Raw genomic sequence first — 17,393 nt, forward strand, 5'->3', positions numbered from 1 at the left:
TCATGATCTGAAAGGCCGTTTTGTACTGACACACCCAATGGGTGAAGATGGACCGCACGGTCTGGGCAAGGCGACTGACCCTGGACGAAGCGGGGGGAACGCCGGCTGTTCATGGAGGCCGCGCTGTGGATTGTGCGAACGGGCGGCCATGAAGTGGTCTGCCTTGCCATGTTCGGCAACTGGAGCAAGGCATTCCAGCGCCTCCGAGATTGGCGCGAAGCCGATTTTTAAAAAGGATTTTTGATCCCATGTCGGAGGAACCGGACATCGGAATATGCCATGGTCGATGCCACCATCATCAAGGTCCATGGCTGCAAAATCAAAGAGCTCAAGCGCATCGCAATGCGAGTTTGCAAACTGCCCGGCGCTTCGAGGCCAGGATCCACCTTGCAGTTGCCATCATCAATTCATGATGGAACCCCACGGGCATAGGGTGATTTCCAATCAGATGGAAACGCAGTTTGGCGAAGCCAATCATCTGATGACTCGGAGTCGCAGGCAAGCCAGCTAAATCGCGTAATAACAAAAATTTAGAGCGGTGATCCGATGCAATCGGATCACCGCCCTACCCAGGTTACCGGATGGATGTCGCCGGCCCGGCATCCATCGCGCGGTGACGGGGAGCAACGCCGCCCGATAGATCGACGCCCTGCTCCGCTATGGCCCGCGAAACGATCATTCTCCAAGCTGCGCGACCGTTGCGGCGACGGACGATTGCCATGCCGGCATGCGAAAGTCGAAGACATCTTCGAACCGTCTGCAATCGAGCCTGGAATTGGCCGGGCGGCGGGCGCAGGTCGATCAGATCGCCTCGACCACCTCCAAATTGGTACGCTCGTTTCGGCCGCCGACATTATAGCTTTCGCCGATCCGGCCGCGCGCCAATATCTGGCCCAGCGCCAGGGCGTGATCCTCGACGAACAGCCAGTCGCGAGTATTGGCTCCCTGGCCATAGACCGGCAGGGGACCGCCCCTCCAGTGCGTTCAGGATAGTGGGTGGGATCAGCTTTTCGGGGAAATGATAGGGGCGCCAAGACTTCATCGGTCGAAACATGGTCAAAGCGAAAGCCGTCCCGCCTGTCAGGTCCAGCCCGCGCCAATAGTCGAGCGCCGCAGACAACAGGTGGAATGTGCCCACGACATTGGTTTCGATAAAGGCGGCAGGACCGTCGATCGACCGGTCGACGTGCGTTTCGGCGGCAAGATGCATGATGCCATCTACCCGCTCTTCGCGCAGCAGCGAGTGGACGAGCGGGGTGCGATGTCGCCTTCGACGAAGCGATGATTATCGGCGTTATCGACCGCCTTCAGCGAGGCGATTTTGACCCCGGTCCTGTGCTCGATCGTACGAACGAACGCGTTTGCATCCTGCAAGGCGTCGTGCGTGCCGGTGTCGAGCCAGGCATAGCCGCGCCCAAGATGCGACACATGCAGGTCGCCCGCTCGAGATAGGCCCGGTTAACGTCGGTGATCTCCAGTTCGCCGCGTGGGGGAAGGGCGGATCGACCGGGCTATCCCCACTACATCCTGATCGTAGAAATACAGGCCGTGATCGCCCAGTTGGATTTGGGATGCGCGGGCTTCTCTTCGATGCTGATGGCTTTGCCGCTTTGGGAATCCAACTCCGCCACACCATAGCGTTCCGGATCATCGACATGTTAGGCAAAGACGGTCGCGCCACCGCCGGCCGCCCTGCAGCGCTCGCCCAGTTTTTCGCCATGATAGATATTGTCTCCAACTATCAGCGCGTTGGGGCCACTGGCGACATGGTCGGCACCGATGACGAAGGCTTCGGCAAGGCCGTTCGCCTGCGCCTGTTCCGCACAGGAGAGGCAGATGCCAAACTAAGCGGCCGCCGCTACCGCCAGCCAAGATGAAGAAAGATGAGCGCGAGCAGCCGGCTACGATTATGCCTAACCCATCACCACGATCTGTGCCGACAGCCGTTCCGCCTCCGCCGCATCGTGCGTGACATACAGGATCGGCAGCGCGATCCGGCTGCGGATCTGATCGATCGCCTCCTGGATTTCCGCCTTACGCGGCGGATCGAGCGAGGAGAGGGGCTCGTCGAGCAGCAGGAAATCGGGCGCCGACAGCAGTGCCCGGCCGATCGCCACGCGCTGCGTCTCGCCGCCCGACAGGGTGGCGGGCCAGCGGTCGAGCAGATGGCCGATCCCAAGGAACGCCAGCACCTCGTCGAACGTGACGAGCGCGCCCTCTCGCCGTCCGTACATCAGGTTGGCTCGCACCCGCATGTGCGGAAACAGCCGGCGATCCTGAAACACATAGCCCGCTCGCCGCCGCGCGGACGACAGGTCGATCCGGGCAAAACTGTCGAACAGGGTCTGACCGCCGATGCGGATATGGCCGCGTTCGGGACGAAGCAGCCCGGCCACCATATTGAGCACGCTGGACTTGCCGACGCCCGACGGCCCCGCCAGCGCGACCAGGCCGCCATCGTCCCGGCACTGGAACGCGATCCGCCGCTCGCCCGCGCGCCCGCTAATGTCGATGTCAAAGCCCATTATAGGGTCCGCCTTGCGCCATCCGCCGCGCCAGCAGCTCGGAGATCATCAGCGCGCCGAGCGACAGCAGCACGGACAGGATCGCCAGCCGACTGACCATCGCTTCCCCGCCCGGTGTTTGAAGCCCCGCATAAATGGCGATCGGCAAGGTGCGCGTCTCCCCCGGAATGTCGGACACGAAGGTGATCGTCGCCCCGAACTCGCCGATCGATCGGGCAAAGCCAAGCGTGATGCCCGCCAATATGCCCGGCATGGCGAGCGGCAGCGACATGGTCAGGAATATGCGCGCCGCCCCCGCGCCCAGCGTCCTGGCGGCGTCCTCCAGCCGCCTGTCGACCGCTTCGATCGAAAGCCGCATCGCGCGCACCATCAGTGGCAGCGCCATGATCGCGGCGGCGAGCGCGGCGCCGGTCCAGCGAAACAGCAGGATGACGCCGAGCGACTCCGCCAGCCAGCGGCCGATCAGCCCGTTCGTCCCGAACAGCAGCAGCAGCAGCCAGCCCGTCACCACCGGCGGCAGGACGAGAGGCAGGTGCACCAGCGCATCGAGGAACAGCTTGCCGGGAAAGCGCCACCGCGCCAGCGCCCAGGCCAGCAGGAAAGCGAGCGGCAAAATCGCGAAGACGGCGACCATGCCCACCTTCAGCGACAGACCCAATATCTCCCATTCCTGCGCAGACAATATCGGGCTCAAGGCGCGATGAAGCCGTAGCGGGCCAGCAGCGGGCGTGTCTGCCGCGACAGCAGGAACCGTCGAAAACCCTCTGCATCGGCGTTACGGCTGCTTTTAAGGCGCGCGAGCGGATAACGGATCGGCGGATGACTGGCCGGCGGAAATGTCCCGACCACGCTCACCAGCCGCGACGCGCGGGCATCCGTGGCATAGACGATCCCGAGCGCCGCTTCGCCCCGTTCGACCAGCGCCAGCGCCGCGCGGACATTGTCGACCCGCGCCACCTTGTTCGCGACCGAGTGCCAGACGCCGAGCGATGCCAGCGCCGCCTTGCCATATCGGCCCGCCGGCACGCTGTCGGGATCGGCCATGGCCAGCCGCGATCGCCCGAGCGCGCGGGCAATCGCAATGCCCCGGCCCATGCGCAGTCGCGGCGCATGGCCCACCGGCGCGATCAGGACGAGCCGGTTCGCGGCCAGATCGGCGCGTGTGCCAGCACGCACCAGGCCTCCCCGCTCGATATCGTCCATCCACTGCTCGTCCGCCGACACGAAAAGGTCGGCCGGCGCGCCCGCCCTGATCTGCCGGGCGAGCGCCGGGGAACCGGCGAAGGACAGGATCGGGCGGGCGTGACCCTGCGCCGCCCAGTTATCGGCCGCCTTGTTCATAACGTCCTGCAGGCTGATGGCGGACAATATCAGCGGCCCTTTTCCCGGTCTGGCAAGGGCCGGTGGAGCGAACGGCGCGAGCATGGTCAGCAACAGCGCAAGCCAGGCGCCAGGCGAGAAAATCCTGCGTTTCATGGCGGCACTGTGCCGCGCACGGCGCAGCGGCGCAATGGCCGCGCCCACCGCCGCGCGCCGAGATGCTTTTTTCTCGACCCCCACTCCGCTAAGGGCCGGCGCATCATGCGCACCCCGCTCTCATCTAAAGACCGACCATGCCGGCAGGGCCGCGACTGACATGATCGTCCGGACGCTTTGCGGCGAATGTAGCGTTGGCTGCGGTGTGCGCGCGAGACTAGACCCCGGCCGCGATCTGGCGATCGAGGGCGACACCGTGCATCCCGCCAACGCCGGAGCCCTGTGCGAGCGCGGGCTTGCACTCGGGGAGGAGAAGGCGCTCGCCGGACGCCTTCTGCATCCGCTGGTCGGGGGACGGCGAGTCGGCTGGGACCGCGCGGTTGCGGCCATCACGCGCCGGCTGGCGGACGACCGGTCCGGGTCGCGCGTGGCGATGCAGATGGCGGGCGACCTGCTGACAGAGGATTATTACGCCGCCAACAAGCTGATGAAGGGATTTCTTGGCACCGCGCATATCGGCCTGGCGCACGGGGAGGGGGGCGGCATCGCCGCAGCGCACATCGCGGCTTTGGGCGAAGATGTAACGCCGGCCACCTATGAGGATCTGGAGCAGGCGGACGTGCTGATCCAGATCGGTGCCGATATCGCCTCGACGCACCCGATCCTGTTCGACCGGATCGAGGCGGCGCGCGCCCAGAACGGCTTGCGCCTCATAAGGATCGGGCGCAGCGAGCCCGAATCGCGTGCCGCCCCGGACCTTGGCCTGCCAGTGCGGCCCGGCACCGAAAGCACGCTGCTCGCCGGCCTTCTGCTCCATTGCCGCGATGCGGGCCTGCTCGACGCCGCTTGGCTGGATCAGGCGGTGAACGCGTCGACGCATTTCTGGCGCGACCTGCGGCGGGGGCATGATCTTTGGTCGGTGGCGCAGACCTGCGGCTTGCCGCCATCCGCCATCCGCGCCTTTTTCGACCGGGTCGCCGCCCAGTCGCGGCTGGTGTCCCTGTTCGTGCCCGAGGATGAGGATCGCCCAAACCGCGATCTGGCCGCCGCCATCCTCAACCTGCATCTGGCCACGGGGCGGATTGGCCGACGCGGCGCCGCGCCGATGATCATCGGCCGGGCCGGCAATGGCATGGGCGCGCGCGAGGCGGGCTGCTTGGCATCGGATCTCGCCGCCCACATGGACTTCGCCCCGGACGCCGTCGACCGGGTGGCGCGCTTCTGGTCGGCACCGTCGATGGCGCGATCACCCGGCCTTGCCGGCGAGCCGCTGGTCGAGGCGATCCGCCGGGGTGAGATCGATATCCTTTGGTTGTTCGGCGGCGCGTCGCTCGACGACCCGCTCATGCGGCAAGCGATTGCGCTCAGCCCCTTCACCATAATGGCGACCGACCGGCTCGATCCCGACCTCGCGCACCATATCGATATCGTCCTGCCGGCCGTCGCCGGGCTGGAAAGAAATGGGACGATGACGAGCGCCGACCGCCTCATCAGCCGGCATCGTCCGGTCCTGACCCCGCCGGGAGAAGCGCGCGCGCCCTGGTGGATGGTGATGAAGGTCGCCAATGCCATGGGCTGGGGATCGGCTTTCCCCTATGAGCATCCCGCCGACATCTACCGCGAACATGCGCGGCTCGCCGCTTATCAGAATGACGGCGCGCGCCTGTTCGACCTGCGCCGCCATGCGTCCGTTTCCAATCCGGCCTATGACGAGCTCACGCCTTGGCGCTGGGGTGGCGCGCCGTTCGACGACGGCCATTTTCCGACCCCTGACGGCCGGGCGCGGCTGGTTCCCAGCTGGCTTTAAGGGGTAGGGCGGTCCTCGGCCGCGATCGCCGAAAGATGCGCCAGCAGCAGGTCGCCATTGGCCGCCCAGGTAAATCGCAGCGCGCTTGCCCGCACATCCGCCGGCTCGGGCGGGTCCGCCAGCAGCGCCCGGATCGCATCCGCAATGGCTTCCGGCGCGCGAGCGACAATCCGGCCGGCCTGCGGCTGGTCCAGCAGCTCGCGCGCGCCGCCCACGTCGCTGATGACGATCGGCGTCCCGCAGGCGAGCGATTCGACCCACGCATTGGCGAGGCCTTCGGACGCGGAAGCCAGCGCCATGACGTCGGCGGCGGCATAGACGCGCGGCAGTTTATGATGCGGCACCGATCCCAGAAAACCGATCCGCCGTTCGACGCCCAGTTGCTGCGCGAGGCCTTCGAGCGTTCGCCGATACTGGCCCTGTCCCGCCAGCAAGAGGGTAACCCCTGGCAACAGCGGCAGCGCGCGTACGAGCAGATCCTGGCCCTTGCGCGGGATCAACGCACCGACCGACAGGACGACAGGTCCTTCGAAACCCAGGGCAGCTTTGGCCGCGGCGCGATCGGCGATTTCGAAATGGTCGAGGTCCACCCCGGTATAATGGACCCGGATCTTGTCCCCATCGATGCCCATCGCGATCATCGACCGGCGCATCGCACCCGACACGGCGAGCAGGCCGGCGGCGTCGTCGGCCGCGCTGCGCACCATCGCGCGCGTGCCCTTGCGCGCGCCCCAATAATGAATGTCCGCCCCGCGCGCCTTGACCGAATAGGGAATGCCGAGCGCCCGCGCCAGCTGCTGCGCCACCGGGCCGTCGGGGAAGAAGAAGCTCGCATCGATCACGTCGAACGGCCGCTGCGCATGCAGCCGCCTGACCAGCGGCAGGATCGCACGGGTCATAGCCGCGACATTCGTCCGGCCGCCGAATTTGGGAATGATGGAGAAGATCGGGCGATACACCGTCAGATCGCGCCACCGCTCCTGCCGGGGCAGCGCGCGCAGCGGCGCGTAGCGGCCGGCGAGCGACAGCGGCCAGATGGGCAGGCCAACCGGTGCGACCACGGTCACGCTCGCTTCGGTACGGCTGGCCAGTTCGCGCGCCTGCCGCTCCACGAAAACGCCGAAATTCGGCCGGCTCATGTCCGGGAACAGGGTGGAGAGCATGAGGACGTTCAGCGTCATGGCTTTCCCTTATGACATGGCCCTTAAGTTAAGGTTAGGGCGCGATTAAAGACGTCGGACGAGTTGTGCGGCAACCGCGGCCCATGGCGGATCGCTGATCACCTGCTGGCGCGCGCCGGCCCCCAATGGCAGGATATGCAACCGGTCCGCCTCGCGCCCGATGAGCCGGCCGAAGAGAAATCGCCCGGCCGGGCGCGGCAGCAGCAGGTCACGGTTGACCGCTGCGGCAAAGTCCGCCGGCGCGATCCGGCGACACCAGATTTCATCGCCATGACGATAATCGCCGATGCTGCCGCTGACATGCACGCCGATCGTCTCGCCACCGGCGGCGGGCAGGGTGAAGGCGAGCGGGCGGGTCGGCGCGCGTGCGCCTTCAGGCCCAAGCAACGCCGCCACAGGCACATTATTCTGTCCCGGCATGTCGACAAGATCGGCGGTGGTGACGCCGAGCGCGAGCGCGATCCGGTTCAGCCATTTGACCGATACGGTGCGCGTGCCCGTTTCCAGCCGGCCGATGGTCTGGGCCGTCGTCGGCGGGTCGCATAACGCGCCAACCTGGTCCAAGGTAAGGCCTCTGGCTCGGCGAACCTCTCTTATACGCGTGATCATCGTCACCTGCTATTTACCCATTTGGTTTTTCCTCTGTCCTATATTATCGCGATTATGGCAAGCGTCATGGCCTTCAACCGGATCAGGGAGATCAGCATGCGCGCCCAAGTTGTCGAACAATCGATCGAGGACCCGAGCGGCCGGCGGCAGACTGTATCAGTGAATATCGGCGAATCGCCGCTCGCATGGCTGCATGCGCGGGGCCATTTGAGCCAGCGCCATTATGTCGCGGGCGACCGGCTGCGGGCCGACTGGGAAAAAGCGGGGCTGGGCGCGCGGGTCACGATGCGCTGGGATGCCGCGCCGACACAAAGCGGGCGGCGCGGGCCGGGCGCAGCGGTCGATCCGACCCATGCCCAATTGACCGCGCGCGAACGCTTCGACGGGGCGATCCGCATGGCCGGCCCCGGTCTTGCCGACATATTGTGGCGAGTCGCCTGCGCGGGCGAAGGGCTGGTCGCCGCCGAACGGGCGCTGGGCTGGCCGACCCGAGCGGGAAAGCTCGTCCTGACGCTCGCGCTCGACCGGGTGGCGACATGGTATCGAGTGCCCTAGCGCCGCTCTACCCGATCAGGCCGGCGCCGAGCAGCAACAGAATCTTGACGTCGATCGCATAGCCTTCGCCGCGCAAGGCCGCGATCCGCGCATGGATATCGACCAGCGGCACTCGCAGCACGCGAATATCCTCGCCGTCGACGCCGCCGCCCGGCCCGTTCTTCACCAGATCATGCGCGCGGAACAGGGTGAAACTTTCCGACACCATGCCGGGCGAGCTGAAAAATTCGCCCAATGTTTCAAGCCGTCCCGCTCGATAGCCGGTCTCTTCCTCCAGCTCCCGCGCGGCCGCTCCTGTCGCCTCCTCGCCCTCATCCTCGTCGCCGACCAGGCCGGCCGGCAGTTCGATGCAGCGCTTGCCCAGCGGCACGCGATACTGATCGACCAGCAGGACATGGCGGCCATCGGACGCGTCGTCGACCGCCACGATCACGGCGGCACGGATGCCCCGCGCGCGGCCGACATATTCCCACTGGCCGCGCCGTCTGGCCGTAATGAATCGCCCCTGCCACATCACCTCTTCGGGCGGCGCATCCTCCCTGCTCATAATTCGATCAGCCGGTCGGGCAGTTCGTTGATGTCATCATTGTCGCGCGGGAAATGCGCCGCAAGGATGATGCCGACCTGCCGCACCGCCTCCGCCAGCCCCTCGCCGGGCCGACCGTCACGAACATGCCCGACCAGCGCGATCATGGCGTCGCCCCACACCTCAGGCGCGACCTTTTCATCGATAGCGTGGTCGGCGACGATTTCGGCGCGATGTTCGTCGAGCGACAGATAGATCAGCACCCCCGTCCGCCCGCGCGTTCGCGCCTCTGCCGCCGTGCGGAACAACAGGATGGCGCGGCGGCGCACCCGGCGCGCCTTGGTGGCTTTGGGCGTGACCAGCATGCGCAGCTTCATGATCGCCAGCAGATAGCGCACGACGAGGAATTTGAGGATCAGCAGCCCCAATAGCCCGGTCAGCAGCTTCCAGTCGGCCAGTTCATGCTCCCAGTCGCGCAGCAGCATCGAGAGCAGGCCGCGAACTTCGGCCGGAAAGGCAGCCGCGAAAGCGAGCGCCACGAATACTGCCGCCGCCGCCCAGCTGAGGCCCACATCATGATAGCTGTCCGACCGGCAGGCGACGATCGTCACGATCTCGCCCGACGTGTGCGCCTCCGCCTGACCGACGGCCGCACCGACGAGATCATGATCGGCTTCGGTCAGGCGCACCTCCATCACCAGTCCCCCGATGCGCCGCCGCCGCCGAAGCCGCCGCCGCCGCCAAATCCGCCACCACCGCCGCCCCAGCCCGATCCGCCGCCGCCGAACCCCGATCCCCAGCCGGAATTGCCGGCGCCCGGTCCCCACAGGATGATAGGCCCGCCGCCGCCGCGCCCATAGCGCTTGCCGCCGCGCATCCGCGACAGCATCGGCAGGACCAGAAAGAAGACGATGAAGATCACGATCCAGAAACTGGCGCCGCCGCCGTTGCTGCTCTGCTGGCGAGTCTCGGTTTCCGCCGCAGCCGCCCGCGCCCTGGCTTCATCGGGTGGCAAGGCCAGCACGCTACTGATCTGGTCCACCCCCGCGTCGATGCCGCCAGCCATGTCGCCCGCCTTGAACCGCGGGGTGATGGCGTTGCGGATGATCTGGGATGACAGGGCGTCGGTCAGAAAGCCTTCGAGCCCATAGCCGACCTCGATCCGCACCTTGCGGTCATTGGGCGCGACGATCAGCAGCGCGCCGTCATTCTTCGCCTTGTCGCCAATGCCCCAGGCCCGACCCAGCCGATAGCCATAGTCGGAAATATCATAGCCCTGAAGATCGGGGATGGTCGCGACGATCAGCGACCGCCCGCTCGCTGTCTTCTGCGCGATCAGTTTCCGGCTGAGCGCCAGCTCCTGCGCCGGATCGAGCAGGTTGGCAGCATCGACGACGCCGCTATCGTTGAATGTGGGAAAGCTCTGCGCCTGCGCCGCCGGAGCGAACGCCAGCAGCGCGAGGCACAGGAGCCATCGGGCGATCATCGCATCATTTGCCGAAATCGACCTTCGGCGCTTCTTCCGCGCCCGGCGTCGTCGCCTGGAACGGGGTCATGGGCTTGGCCCCATGGATCAGCTTCGCGCCGATCGCGTCGGGGAAGGTGCGGATGCGCGTATTATAGTCCTGCACCGCGCCATTATAGTCGCGGATGGCGACGGCGATGCGGTTCTCGGTGCCTTCCAGTTGGGACTGGAGGTCGAGGAAATTCTGGTTGGACTTGAGGTCGGGATAGGCCTCGACCGACGCGAGCAACCGGCCAAGCCCCTGGCTCAGTTGCGCCTGCGCCGCCTGGAACTGCGCAACCTTGGCGGGGTCGGAAAGATCGGCGGCATTGACCTGCACCGACGTCGCCTTCGCCCGCGCCTCCGTCACCTTGACGAGCGTATCCTGCTCCTGCTTGCCTGCGGCCTTCACCGTGGCGACCAGATTGCCGACCAGATTGGAGCGGCGCTGATATTGCGCCTGCACGTCAGCCCATTTGGCCTTGGCGGCCTCCTCGGCGGTGGGCACGCTGTTGATGCCGCAGGCGGACAGCGCAAGCGCGCCGGCGAGGGGAAGCAGAATGGCTTTAAAGCGGCGGAGCATCGGCATGGACATCCTTACCCATTGTTTCGTCCCGGAAATAGGTGGTTGTCCGATCGGGCGCAACGCCCCATGCTGGCTGCGGCGCTTTTTTAAGCCGGCCGATCTTTCTGCCAAGGGGGCGATCATGGGGCTTCTCACCGAATTCAAGAATTTCATCAATCGCGGCAACGTCATGGACCTGGCTGTCGGCGTCATCATCGGCGGGGCGTTCGCCACCATCACCAAGTCGCTGACCGACGACCTCATCATGCCCGTCGTCGGCTTCCTTTTCGGCGGCGCCGATTTTTCGGGCTACTTCCTGCGCCTCGGCGCTCTCCCGGCCGGGTTCAAGGGCAATCCGGAAAGCTATGCCGATTTGAAGGCGGCGGGGGTAGCCACGATCGGCTGGGGAGAATTTCTGACGGTCTTCGTCAATTTTTTGATCCTCGCCTTCATCATCTTTCTGCTGGTCAAGGCCGTGAACCGGCTGATGCCCCGCGAGGAAGCCGCCTCTGCGGAACCCATTGCGACGCCCGAAGACGTTCTTTTATTGCGCGAGATCCGGGATTCCTTGAAAAAATAAGCTGCTAATGCGACGAGTGGAGCCGATGCGGGGAACCATCGGTTGCACGACTGGTTCATCCGCGTCAGGGTTGTGGGCGGTGAAATCCGCCCGGCCCGCGCCGATTGACGTCAGCCCCTGGGGGCATAACAGGAGAATACGCCGTGAAAACTTTCGTCAAAGTCTTGGGCATGGCCAGCCTGATCGCGCTTGGCGCGTGCCAGTCGAAGCAGGCGGACAATGTCCAGAACGCTTACGAGAATCAGGCGGACAAGATCGACAATCAGGCTGACAATCTGGAAGCAGCGGCCGACAACCTGTCGGGCAATGCGTCCAACGCTGCCGAGCATGCTGCCGACGCGCTGGAGAACAAGGCCGACGCGACGCGCGACGCAGGCGAGAATGCCGCCGATGCCGTAGACGCCAAGCACTAAGCTCTCGCGTCTCAGCCAAGCTGAAGGGAGGCGTCGCGATTTCGGTCGCGGCGCCTCTTTTCTTATCCGGCACCTTTTAACGGCACTTTAACCACGCGTTCTCCATGGTGCGGTGGCGCGCCCCTTTCGGCCAGCACCTCTGTCGGATCGTGGAGCATGGACGAGCTACTTCAGGAATTCATTTCCGAAACCCAGGAAACGCTGGAAGCGCTCGCGGGCGAGGTCGTCGCGTGGGAAGCGGACCCGACCGACAGCGACCGGCTCGACGCCATTTTCCGCTTCTTCCACACGGTCAAGGGCAGCTGCGGCTTCCTCAACCTGCCCCGATTCGAACGGTTGAGCCACGCGGCGGAAGATGTGCTGTCCGACATCCGCGCCGGCAAACGCTCGCCCGACCCGGCGACGGTGAACGCGGTCCTGGGTGTGATGGACCGAATCGGCGAACTGGCCGAAGCAGTCGCCGCAGGCGACGCGCTGCCCAATGAAAATGACGAATTTCTGATCGCGGCGCTCAGCGCGCCGGACGAAAGCGCCCCAGCGCTTCTCCCCGTAACGTCGGGCGTCGAGGTCAACCATCCCGTCTCCAAACAGGCCGGCGGCCAAAGCGGCCCGCGCACGATCCGACTGCCGCTATCGCTGATCGATCAGTTGATGAACGGCGTGTCCGACATGGTGCTGGCCCGCAACGAACTGTCGCGCAAGCTGCGCGACCGATCGGCCGATCCCGAACTGGAAAGCGCGTTCGAGCGGCTGTCGAGCTGCGTCGCCGACATGCGCGATGCGATTTCCAAGACGCGGATGCAGCGGGTCGAACGGCTGTTCGCCGCGATCCCGCGTATGGTGCGCGATCTTGGTCACGACCTTGGCAAGCGGATCGACCTCAGGCTCGAAGGCGGCGACGTCGAAATGGACCGCGAAATGGTCGAAATGGTCGTCGACCCGCTGACCCATATCGTCCGCAACAGCATCGACCATGGCATCGAAACCCCGGAAAAGCGGCGCGCGCTGGGCAAGCCCGAAACCGGGCTGCTGCGCCTCGACGCGCGCCAGTCCGGCAATCAGATCGTCATCGAAATCCGCGATGACGGCGCCGGCATCAACACCACGCGCCTCGTGGAAAAAGCGATCGCCGCCGGTCGGCTGACGCCGGACGCCGCCGCGCGCATGAGCGAAGCGGAGCGGCTCGACCTCGTCTTCCTGCCGGGTCTGTCCACCGCCGCGCAGGTCACGGCGGTTTCCGGGCGCGGCGTCGGCATGGACGTCGTGCGCGCCAATGTCGAACGTATCGGCGGGGTCATCGCGATCGACAATCATCCGGGGCAGGGGCTGTGCATCACGTTGCGCGTGCCGCTGACCCTCACCATCATTCCCGGGCTCATCATTCGCGCGGGCGGACTCCATTTCGCCATTCCCCGCTCGGCGGTCGTGGAAATCCTGCACGACACCAATGAAACGCTGGGCATCGCCACGGTGGGCGGCGCGAAGATCGCGACCATCCGGTCGGTCCGCCATTCGATGATCGACCTGGAAGACGTGCTGGGCATGGACAAGCCCGAACAGCAGGGGCCACGGGCGATCATGGTGGTGCGATCGTCCACTGGCGTGCCCTTTGCCCTTGGCGTGTCGGCGGTCGACAATCATGAGGAACTGGTTATTCGTCCGGCCTCGCCGCTAGTCATGGCGCGGGGCGTCTATGCCGGCATGACCCTGCCCGACAATGGCAAGCCGATGCTGCTGCTGGATGCGGGCGGCCTCGCCAAGGCCGCGCGCCTGCCCGACATGATCGACGATCGTGCCGGGCAGCAATCGGACAAGGCCGACCGCCGGACCTGCGTCCAGATGGTGCCGGCGCTGCGATTCGAGGAATTGTCGGGCGAACGCCGCCTGCTCAAACTCTATCTGATAGATCGGGTGGAGGATATCGACGCCGCCGCCTTCGGCCAGTCGGGCGGCCGTGCGTTTGTCCGCCTGGACGGCCGGCTGGTGCCCGTCGCCCATCCGCCGCAAGTCTTCGCGCAGCCAAGGGTGTCGGCGCTTCGCCTGCGCGATGGCGACCTCGAAATCTGCTATCCCGTCGCCGCGGTGCTCGACATCGTCCAGATGCCGGTCGTGCCCGACCTTGTTGCGATGCAGGGTCTGTTGAGCGGCGTCGCCATGGTCGACGGCGAGCCGCTTGAAGTGCTCAATCCCTTTGCGCTGTTCGCGGCGCTGGAACCGGTTCAGGAGGGGCGGGGCCGGCGCTGTCTTCTGGCCGATGCCGACGATGGCTGGACGCGCGAGATACTGGCGCCGTTGCTGCATCAGGCGGGACATGAGGTCGTGCTGGGGCTGCCGCTCGATGCCCCCGCGCGACCCGATGACATCGTGTTGAGCGCGGATGCGGATGCCGCGCAGGCCGCCGAGGCCATGGGCTGCCGCGTCGTCCATCTGCGCGCGTCGCCCCGGCCGCCGGGCGCGCCCGACGGCAGCGTCTACCGCTATGATCGGGACGCGCTGATGGCGGCGATCGCCGGAACGCGGGGTTAGGGGGAATGGCCATGCATCAACTCTATCTCTTCGCGACCCTCGCGGGCGTGCGCGTCGCGGTCGACGCCAGCGAAGTCGAGGCCGTCGTCAAACTGGCCGAAATTTCGCCGGTGCCCGGCATGGGCGCGCATGTCGCCGGCCTGTCGGCCTTGCGCAGCCGCGTGCTGACCATCGTCGATGTGGCCGCGTTGATCCTGGGCACGCCGACCCCCCCCGAGCGGCGCGATCTCGCGATCATCGCCAACATCAGCGGCCATAGCTATGGCCTGATGGTCGATGGCGTGTCGGACATCTGCCATGTCGCGAAGGGCGAACGGCCGCTGCAAGGCCAGCTCGATCCGGTCTGGGCCGGCTATGCCCGCGCGGTCGTCTACCATGAAGGCGACCCGCATCTGCTCATTTCGCTCGCCGGCTTCATCGACGCGGGGGCGGTGGCGCAGGCGGCGTGAATATCCGCCGGAGCGTTTACCAAATACTGTGTTTTGCCGGTTAAGCATCGTCGCACAGGACGCAAAACAAGGGTTGCTTCATGAAAAACTGTCTGGTCGTCGATGATTCCAAGGTCATCCGAAAGGTCGCGCGTCACATATTGGAGTCGCTGGACCTGACGGTCAGCGAAGCGGTCGACGGGCGCGATGCGCTGACCCAGTGCGAAGCCGCCGCGCCCGATGTCGTCCTGCTCGACTGGAACATGCCGGTGATGAGCGGCATGGAGTTTCTTCAGGCACTGACCCATGCAAAGCTGTCCGCCCGCCCCAAGATCATCTTCTGCACCACCGAAAACGGCATCAGCCATATCAAGGCGGCGGTCGAGGCCGGTGCGGACGAATATGTGATGAAGCCGTTCGACCGCGAGACGCTGGAAAGCAAGCTGGTCATCGTCGGCGTCATCTAGAGCGATTTCCAATCAGATGGCGTCATCTGATGACTGGGAGCCGCAGGCCAGCGAAGCTAAATCGCGTAAAAACAAAAATCCAGCACCCCCGACCCACCGTTTACAGCCTCTCCCGTTCTAGAAAGCCCCGTCAATGTCCGCGATGATGCCGATCATGGCCAGCAACCGCAGCCCCTCCGGGGTGGTGCGGGCGCTGGTCGTCGACGATTCGGTCGTGGTGCGCACCGTGATCGAGCGCATTTTGAACGAGCATCCCGCTTTCACCGTCGTCCATAAGACCAACACCGCCGAACATGCGCTCGCCTATCTCCATGCGCATGAGGTCGATCTGGTGCTGCTCGATATCGAGCTGCCGGGCCAGAGCGGCCTCGCGGCACTGCCCGCGATCCTGCAGGCAGCGCCTCGCGCCAAGGTCGCGATTCTGTCCGCCAATTGCGACGAGGGCAGCGGTGTCGCCATCGAAGCGCTGGCCCTGGGTGCCGGCGATATCGTGTCCAAGCCGGGCAGCGGCAGTTTCGGCGAACATTTTCCCCAGGCGCTGATCGACCGTTTGCTGCGTCTGGTCGGGCGCTCCACCGGGACGGCCACACCCGCCCCCGCTCACCCCATTTTGCGCACGATGCCGAATATGGCGAGGCATAAGCTGGCCTGTCTGGGCGTGGGCGCGTCGACCGGCGGCATCCATGCCCTCGGTCAGCTGTTCCAGGGGCTCGCCGCGCCGCTCGGCGTGCCGATCGTCCTGACCCAGCATCTGCCCGCGAGCTTCACCGCCTATTTCACGCAGCAGCTGGCGCGCATGACCAGCTTGCGGGTCAAGGTGGCGGAAACCGGCGACCTGCTCGTGCCCGACACCATATTCGTGGCGCCGGGCGACGCCAATTTGCAATTGCGCCGGGGCATGGACGGCCGGGTGACCATTGTCCTCAATCCCGATCGGACGCCGGCAGGTAACCTGCCGGGCGTCGATCCGATGTTTTCGAGCATGGCCCAGGTCTATGGCGCCGGCGCTGCGGGCGTCGTCCTGACCGGAATGGGCCGCGACGGCACGGCCGGGGCGCGCGACATCGTCGCCGCCGGTGGCTGGATCGTCGCGCAGGACGAGGCGAGCAGCGTCGTTTGGGGCATGCCGGGGTCGGTCGCCGGGGCAGGGCTTACCAGCGCGCTGCTCGAACCGCCGGCCATCATGGATTTCGTCGCGCGTCGCGCACAGGCCGTCGAATGACGGCGATGCCGACCAGACCCCCCGCCGGATTACAGGGCGCCGCCCGCATCCTGTCGGGCCTGCTGGAGGCGCGGACAGGCCAGATCCTGTCGGAAAGCCGGTCCTGGCGCATGGAAACGGCGCTCAAGCCTCTACTGCGCGCCCATGAATTTGCGGATATCGACGCACTGGCGCTTCACCTTGCCCGCTCGCGCGACCGGCGGCTTGAAGCCGATGTCGTCAACGCGCTGCTCAATAATGAAAGCAGCTTCTTTCGCGACCTCCAGACTTTCGACATGATCCACCGGCATATCCTGCCGCATCTCCATGCCGACCGGAAGGATCGCCGGTTGCGGATCTGGAGCGCGGGCTGTTCCACCGGGCAGGAAGCCTATTCGCTGGCGATCCGCTTCCGCAACGACGCTGCCCGCTGGCGCGGCTGGCGGATCGAAATCCTGGCGACCGACATTTCCACCGCCGCCATTGCGCAGGCGCAGTCGGGTATCTTCTCCCAGATGGACGTCCAGCGGGGCCTTGCCGTCGGCGATCTGCTCAAATGGTTCGAACCCGTCGGCGACGACTGGCAGGCGAGTGCGGAACTGCGCGGAATGATCGAGTTTAGAACCGATAATCTGTTCGATCCGCGCGCGCCGACGGGATTTTATGATCTTCTGTTCTGCCGCAACGTGCTGCTCTATTTCACGGCCGAAAGGCGGCAGGCGGTGCTCCGCCTGCTTGCGCGTCACAGCCATACAGGGTCCGTCCTCCTGTTGGGGGCGGGCGAGACCGTGATCGGCCAAAGCGACGATTTCGTTCCCCACCCCGATTTTCGTGGCAGCTACGCCCGCAGGCCCGCCGCGCTCGCCCAGCCCGACGGCGCGATGCGCCGGGCGCTTTGAGCGCTTATCGGTTTCCGGCGAGCGCGTGCCTTTGGGGCTCTTGATTGCGTGCCCTGTCTCCGCCATGGTTAATCCACGCCTTCGCTGAATGCCGGAGCCGGTTGGCGGAGGGTGCGATGGCCGAGGATATT

At 65.7% G+C, this 17,393-nt stretch carries 19 protein-coding genes and 3 pseudogenes; 9 read left to right on the plus strand and 13 right to left on the minus strand.

Annotated features, from left to right (window positions below; all coding sequences use genetic code 11):
- Window positions 1–675: 675 nt before the first annotated feature.
- The 7 genes and pseudogenes from WG907_RS02565 to modA all read right to left on the minus strand — a co-directional run.
- Window positions 676–786 (minus strand): annotated as a pseudogene (locus WG907_RS02565) (NAD(P)-dependent oxidoreductase); the annotation flags it as partial.
- 15 nt (window positions 787–801) lie between these two features.
- Window positions 802–963, minus strand: a complete 162-nt coding sequence (locus WG907_RS02570) for a GDP-mannose 4,6-dehydratase (RefSeq protein WP_340231797.1) — start codon at window positions 961–963, stop codon at window positions 802–804.
- 193 nt (window positions 964–1,156) lie between these two features.
- Window positions 1,157–1,210, minus strand: a pseudogene (locus tag WG907_RS02575) (hypothetical protein); the annotation flags it as partial.
- Between the two features lie 101 nt (window positions 1,211–1,311).
- Window positions 1,312–1,844: pseudogene (locus tag WG907_RS02580) on the minus strand (sugar nucleotidyltransferase); the annotation flags it as partial.
- A gap of 69 nt (window positions 1,845–1,913) precedes the next feature.
- Window positions 1,914–2,525 carry an ATP-binding cassette domain-containing protein gene (locus tag WG907_RS02585; RefSeq protein ID WP_340231023.1) on the minus strand — a complete coding sequence of 204 codons (612 nt, stop codon included), beginning with the start codon at window positions 2,523–2,525 and terminating at the stop codon, window positions 1,914–1,916.
- Window positions 2,515–3,210 carry a molybdate ABC transporter permease subunit gene (gene modB / locus WG907_RS02590; RefSeq protein ID WP_340231798.1) on the minus strand — a complete coding sequence of 232 codons (696 nt, stop codon included), beginning with the start codon at window positions 3,208–3,210 and terminating at the stop codon, window positions 2,515–2,517. The genes WG907_RS02585 and modB overlap by 11 nt, the downstream gene beginning before the upstream one ends.
- 5 nt (window positions 3,211–3,215) lie before the next feature.
- Window positions 3,216–4,001 carry a molybdate ABC transporter substrate-binding protein gene (gene modA, locus WG907_RS02595; RefSeq protein ID WP_445326752.1) on the minus strand — a complete coding sequence of 262 codons (786 nt, stop codon included), beginning with the start codon at window positions 3,999–4,001 and terminating at the stop codon, window positions 3,216–3,218.
- 160 nt (window positions 4,002–4,161) lie between these two features.
- Here modA and WG907_RS02600 point away from each other — a divergent pair, with 160 nt between their 5' ends.
- Complete coding sequence (locus WG907_RS02600) at window positions 4,162–5,808, plus strand: molybdopterin-dependent oxidoreductase (RefSeq protein ID WP_340231024.1); 1,647 nt, start codon at window positions 4,162–4,164, stop codon at window positions 5,806–5,808.
- Here WG907_RS02600 and WG907_RS02605 read toward each other — a convergent pair.
- On the minus strand, window positions 5,805–6,989 hold the full coding sequence (locus WG907_RS02605; protein WP_340231025.1) for a glycosyltransferase: 1,185 nt from the start codon (window positions 6,987–6,989) through the stop codon (window positions 5,805–5,807). The two genes, WG907_RS02600 and WG907_RS02605, sit on opposite strands and share 4 nt — an antisense overlap.
- Before the next feature lie 45 nt (window positions 6,990–7,034).
- Entirely contained in the window at window positions 7,035–7,598 is a 564-nt protein-coding gene (locus WG907_RS02610; RefSeq protein ID WP_340231026.1) for a helix-turn-helix domain-containing protein, read from the minus strand.
- A 96-nt stretch (window positions 7,599–7,694) separates the two neighbouring features.
- On the opposite strand from WG907_RS02610, the gene WG907_RS02615 reads away from it, so the two are divergent.
- A complete protein-coding gene (locus WG907_RS02615; RefSeq protein WP_340231027.1) occupies window positions 7,695–8,153 on the plus strand; it encodes a DUF6456 domain-containing protein in 459 nt (152 codons plus the stop codon).
- Between the two features lie 7 nt (window positions 8,154–8,160).
- On the opposite strand, the gene WG907_RS02620 is transcribed toward WG907_RS02615, so the two are convergent.
- Genes WG907_RS02620 through WG907_RS02635 form a run of 4 tightly spaced genes read right to left on the minus strand, consistent with a single transcriptional unit; the run spans window position 8,161 to window position 10,772 of the window.
- Entirely contained in the window at window positions 8,161–8,700 is a 540-nt protein-coding gene (locus tag WG907_RS02620) for an NUDIX hydrolase (protein WP_340231028.1), read from the minus strand.
- Window positions 8,697–9,374, minus strand: a complete 678-nt coding sequence (locus WG907_RS02625; protein ID WP_340231801.1) for a TPM domain-containing protein — start codon at window positions 9,372–9,374, stop codon at window positions 8,697–8,699. The genes WG907_RS02620 and WG907_RS02625 overlap by 4 nt, the downstream gene beginning before the upstream one ends.
- A complete protein-coding gene (locus tag WG907_RS02630) occupies window positions 9,374–10,165 on the minus strand; it encodes a TPM domain-containing protein (protein WP_340231029.1) in 792 nt (263 codons plus the stop codon). Before WG907_RS02630 ends, WG907_RS02625 begins: the two co-directional genes overlap by 1 nt.
- A gap of 4 nt (window positions 10,166–10,169) precedes the next feature.
- Window positions 10,170–10,772: a LemA family protein gene (locus tag WG907_RS02635; protein WP_340231030.1), complete on the minus strand. Its 603-nt coding sequence runs from the start codon at window positions 10,770–10,772 to the stop codon at window positions 10,170–10,172.
- A gap of 118 nt (window positions 10,773–10,890) precedes the next feature.
- Here WG907_RS02635 and mscL point away from each other — a divergent pair, with 118 nt between their 5' ends.
- From mscL to WG907_RS02670, 7 genes are all read left to right on the plus strand, one after another.
- A complete protein-coding gene (mscL, locus tag WG907_RS02640) occupies window positions 10,891–11,328 on the plus strand; it encodes a large conductance mechanosensitive channel protein MscL (RefSeq protein ID WP_340231031.1) in 438 nt (145 codons plus the stop codon).
- Window positions 11,329–11,471: 143 nt separating this feature from the next.
- Window positions 11,472–11,741 (plus strand): hypothetical protein, encoded by a 270-nt coding sequence (locus WG907_RS02645; RefSeq protein ID WP_340231032.1) that lies wholly within the window; start codon window positions 11,472–11,474, stop codon window positions 11,739–11,741.
- Between the two features lie 156 nt (window positions 11,742–11,897).
- Window positions 11,898–14,267 carry a chemotaxis protein CheA gene (locus WG907_RS02650; RefSeq protein ID WP_340231033.1) on the plus strand — a complete coding sequence of 790 codons (2,370 nt, stop codon included), beginning with the start codon at window positions 11,898–11,900 and terminating at the stop codon, window positions 14,265–14,267.
- An 11-nt stretch (window positions 14,268–14,278) separates the two neighbouring features.
- A complete protein-coding gene (locus tag WG907_RS02655; RefSeq protein ID WP_340231802.1) occupies window positions 14,279–14,716 on the plus strand; it encodes a chemotaxis protein CheW in 438 nt (145 codons plus the stop codon).
- An 80-nt stretch (window positions 14,717–14,796) separates the two neighbouring features.
- The gene (locus WG907_RS02660; protein ID WP_340231034.1) at window positions 14,797–15,162 is read left to right on the plus strand and encodes a response regulator; all 366 of its coding nucleotides are present in this window, start codon (window positions 14,797–14,799) and stop codon (window positions 15,160–15,162) included.
- A gap of 133 nt (window positions 15,163–15,295) precedes the next feature.
- Complete coding sequence (locus WG907_RS02665) at window positions 15,296–16,384, plus strand: chemotaxis protein CheB (RefSeq protein WP_340231035.1); 1,089 nt, start codon at window positions 15,296–15,298, stop codon at window positions 16,382–16,384.
- 5 nt (window positions 16,385–16,389) lie between these two features.
- Window positions 16,390–17,262: a CheR family methyltransferase gene (locus WG907_RS02670; RefSeq protein WP_340231036.1), complete on the plus strand. Its 873-nt coding sequence runs from the start codon at window positions 16,390–16,392 to the stop codon at window positions 17,260–17,262.
- Window positions 17,263–17,393 lie beyond the last annotated feature (131 nt).

This window comes from Sphingobium fluminis, from assembly GCF_037723805.1.
Taxonomy (GTDB): Bacteria; Pseudomonadota; Alphaproteobacteria; order Sphingomonadales; family Sphingomonadaceae; genus Sphingobium.

Excerpts from the sequence above, each read along its gene's own strand:
- WG907_RS02620 (WP_340231028.1), bottom strand. The coding sequence starts at position 8,700 with ATGAGCAGGGAGGATGCGCCGCCCGAAGAGGTGATGTGGCAGGGGCGA.
- WG907_RS02670 (WP_340231036.1), top strand. The coding sequence starts at position 16,390 with ATGCCGACCAGACCCCCCGCCGGATTACAGGGCGCCGCCCGCATCCTG.
- WG907_RS02635 (WP_340231030.1), bottom strand. The coding sequence starts at position 10,772 with ATGCCGATGCTCCGCCGCTTTAAAGCCATTCTGCTTCCCCTCGCCGGC.
- WG907_RS02605 (WP_340231025.1), bottom strand. The coding sequence starts at position 6,989 with ATGACGCTGAACGTCCTCATGCTCTCCACCCTGTTCCCGGACATGAGC.
- WG907_RS02615 (WP_340231027.1), top strand. The coding sequence starts at position 7,695 with ATGCGCGCCCAAGTTGTCGAACAATCGATCGAGGACCCGAGCGGCCGG.
- modA (WP_445326752.1), bottom strand. The coding sequence starts at position 4,001 with ATGAAACGCAGGATTTTCTCGCCTGGCGCCTGGCTTGCGCTGTTGCTG.
- WG907_RS02600 (WP_340231024.1), top strand. The coding sequence starts at position 4,162 with ATGATCGTCCGGACGCTTTGCGGCGAATGTAGCGTTGGCTGCGGTGTG.
- WG907_RS02585 (WP_340231023.1), bottom strand. The coding sequence starts at position 2,525 with ATGGGCTTTGACATCGACATTAGCGGGCGCGCGGGCGAGCGGCGGATC.
- mscL (WP_340231031.1), top strand. The coding sequence starts at position 10,891 with ATGGGGCTTCTCACCGAATTCAAGAATTTCATCAATCGCGGCAACGTC.
- WG907_RS02625 (WP_340231801.1), bottom strand. The coding sequence starts at position 9,374 with ATGGAGGTGCGCCTGACCGAAGCCGATCATGATCTCGTCGGTGCGGCC.
- WG907_RS02650 (WP_340231033.1), top strand. The coding sequence starts at position 11,898 with ATGGACGAGCTACTTCAGGAATTCATTTCCGAAACCCAGGAAACGCTG.
- WG907_RS02660 (WP_340231034.1), top strand. The coding sequence starts at position 14,797 with ATGAAAAACTGTCTGGTCGTCGATGATTCCAAGGTCATCCGAAAGGTC.
- WG907_RS02610 (WP_340231026.1), bottom strand. The coding sequence starts at position 7,598 with ATGATCACGCGTATAAGAGAGGTTCGCCGAGCCAGAGGCCTTACCTTG.
- WG907_RS02665 (WP_340231035.1), top strand. The coding sequence starts at position 15,296 with ATGTCCGCGATGATGCCGATCATGGCCAGCAACCGCAGCCCCTCCGGG.
- WG907_RS02655 (WP_340231802.1), top strand. The coding sequence starts at position 14,279 with ATGCATCAACTCTATCTCTTCGCGACCCTCGCGGGCGTGCGCGTCGCG.
- WG907_RS02630 (WP_340231029.1), bottom strand. The coding sequence starts at position 10,165 with ATGATCGCCCGATGGCTCCTGTGCCTCGCGCTGCTGGCGTTCGCTCCG.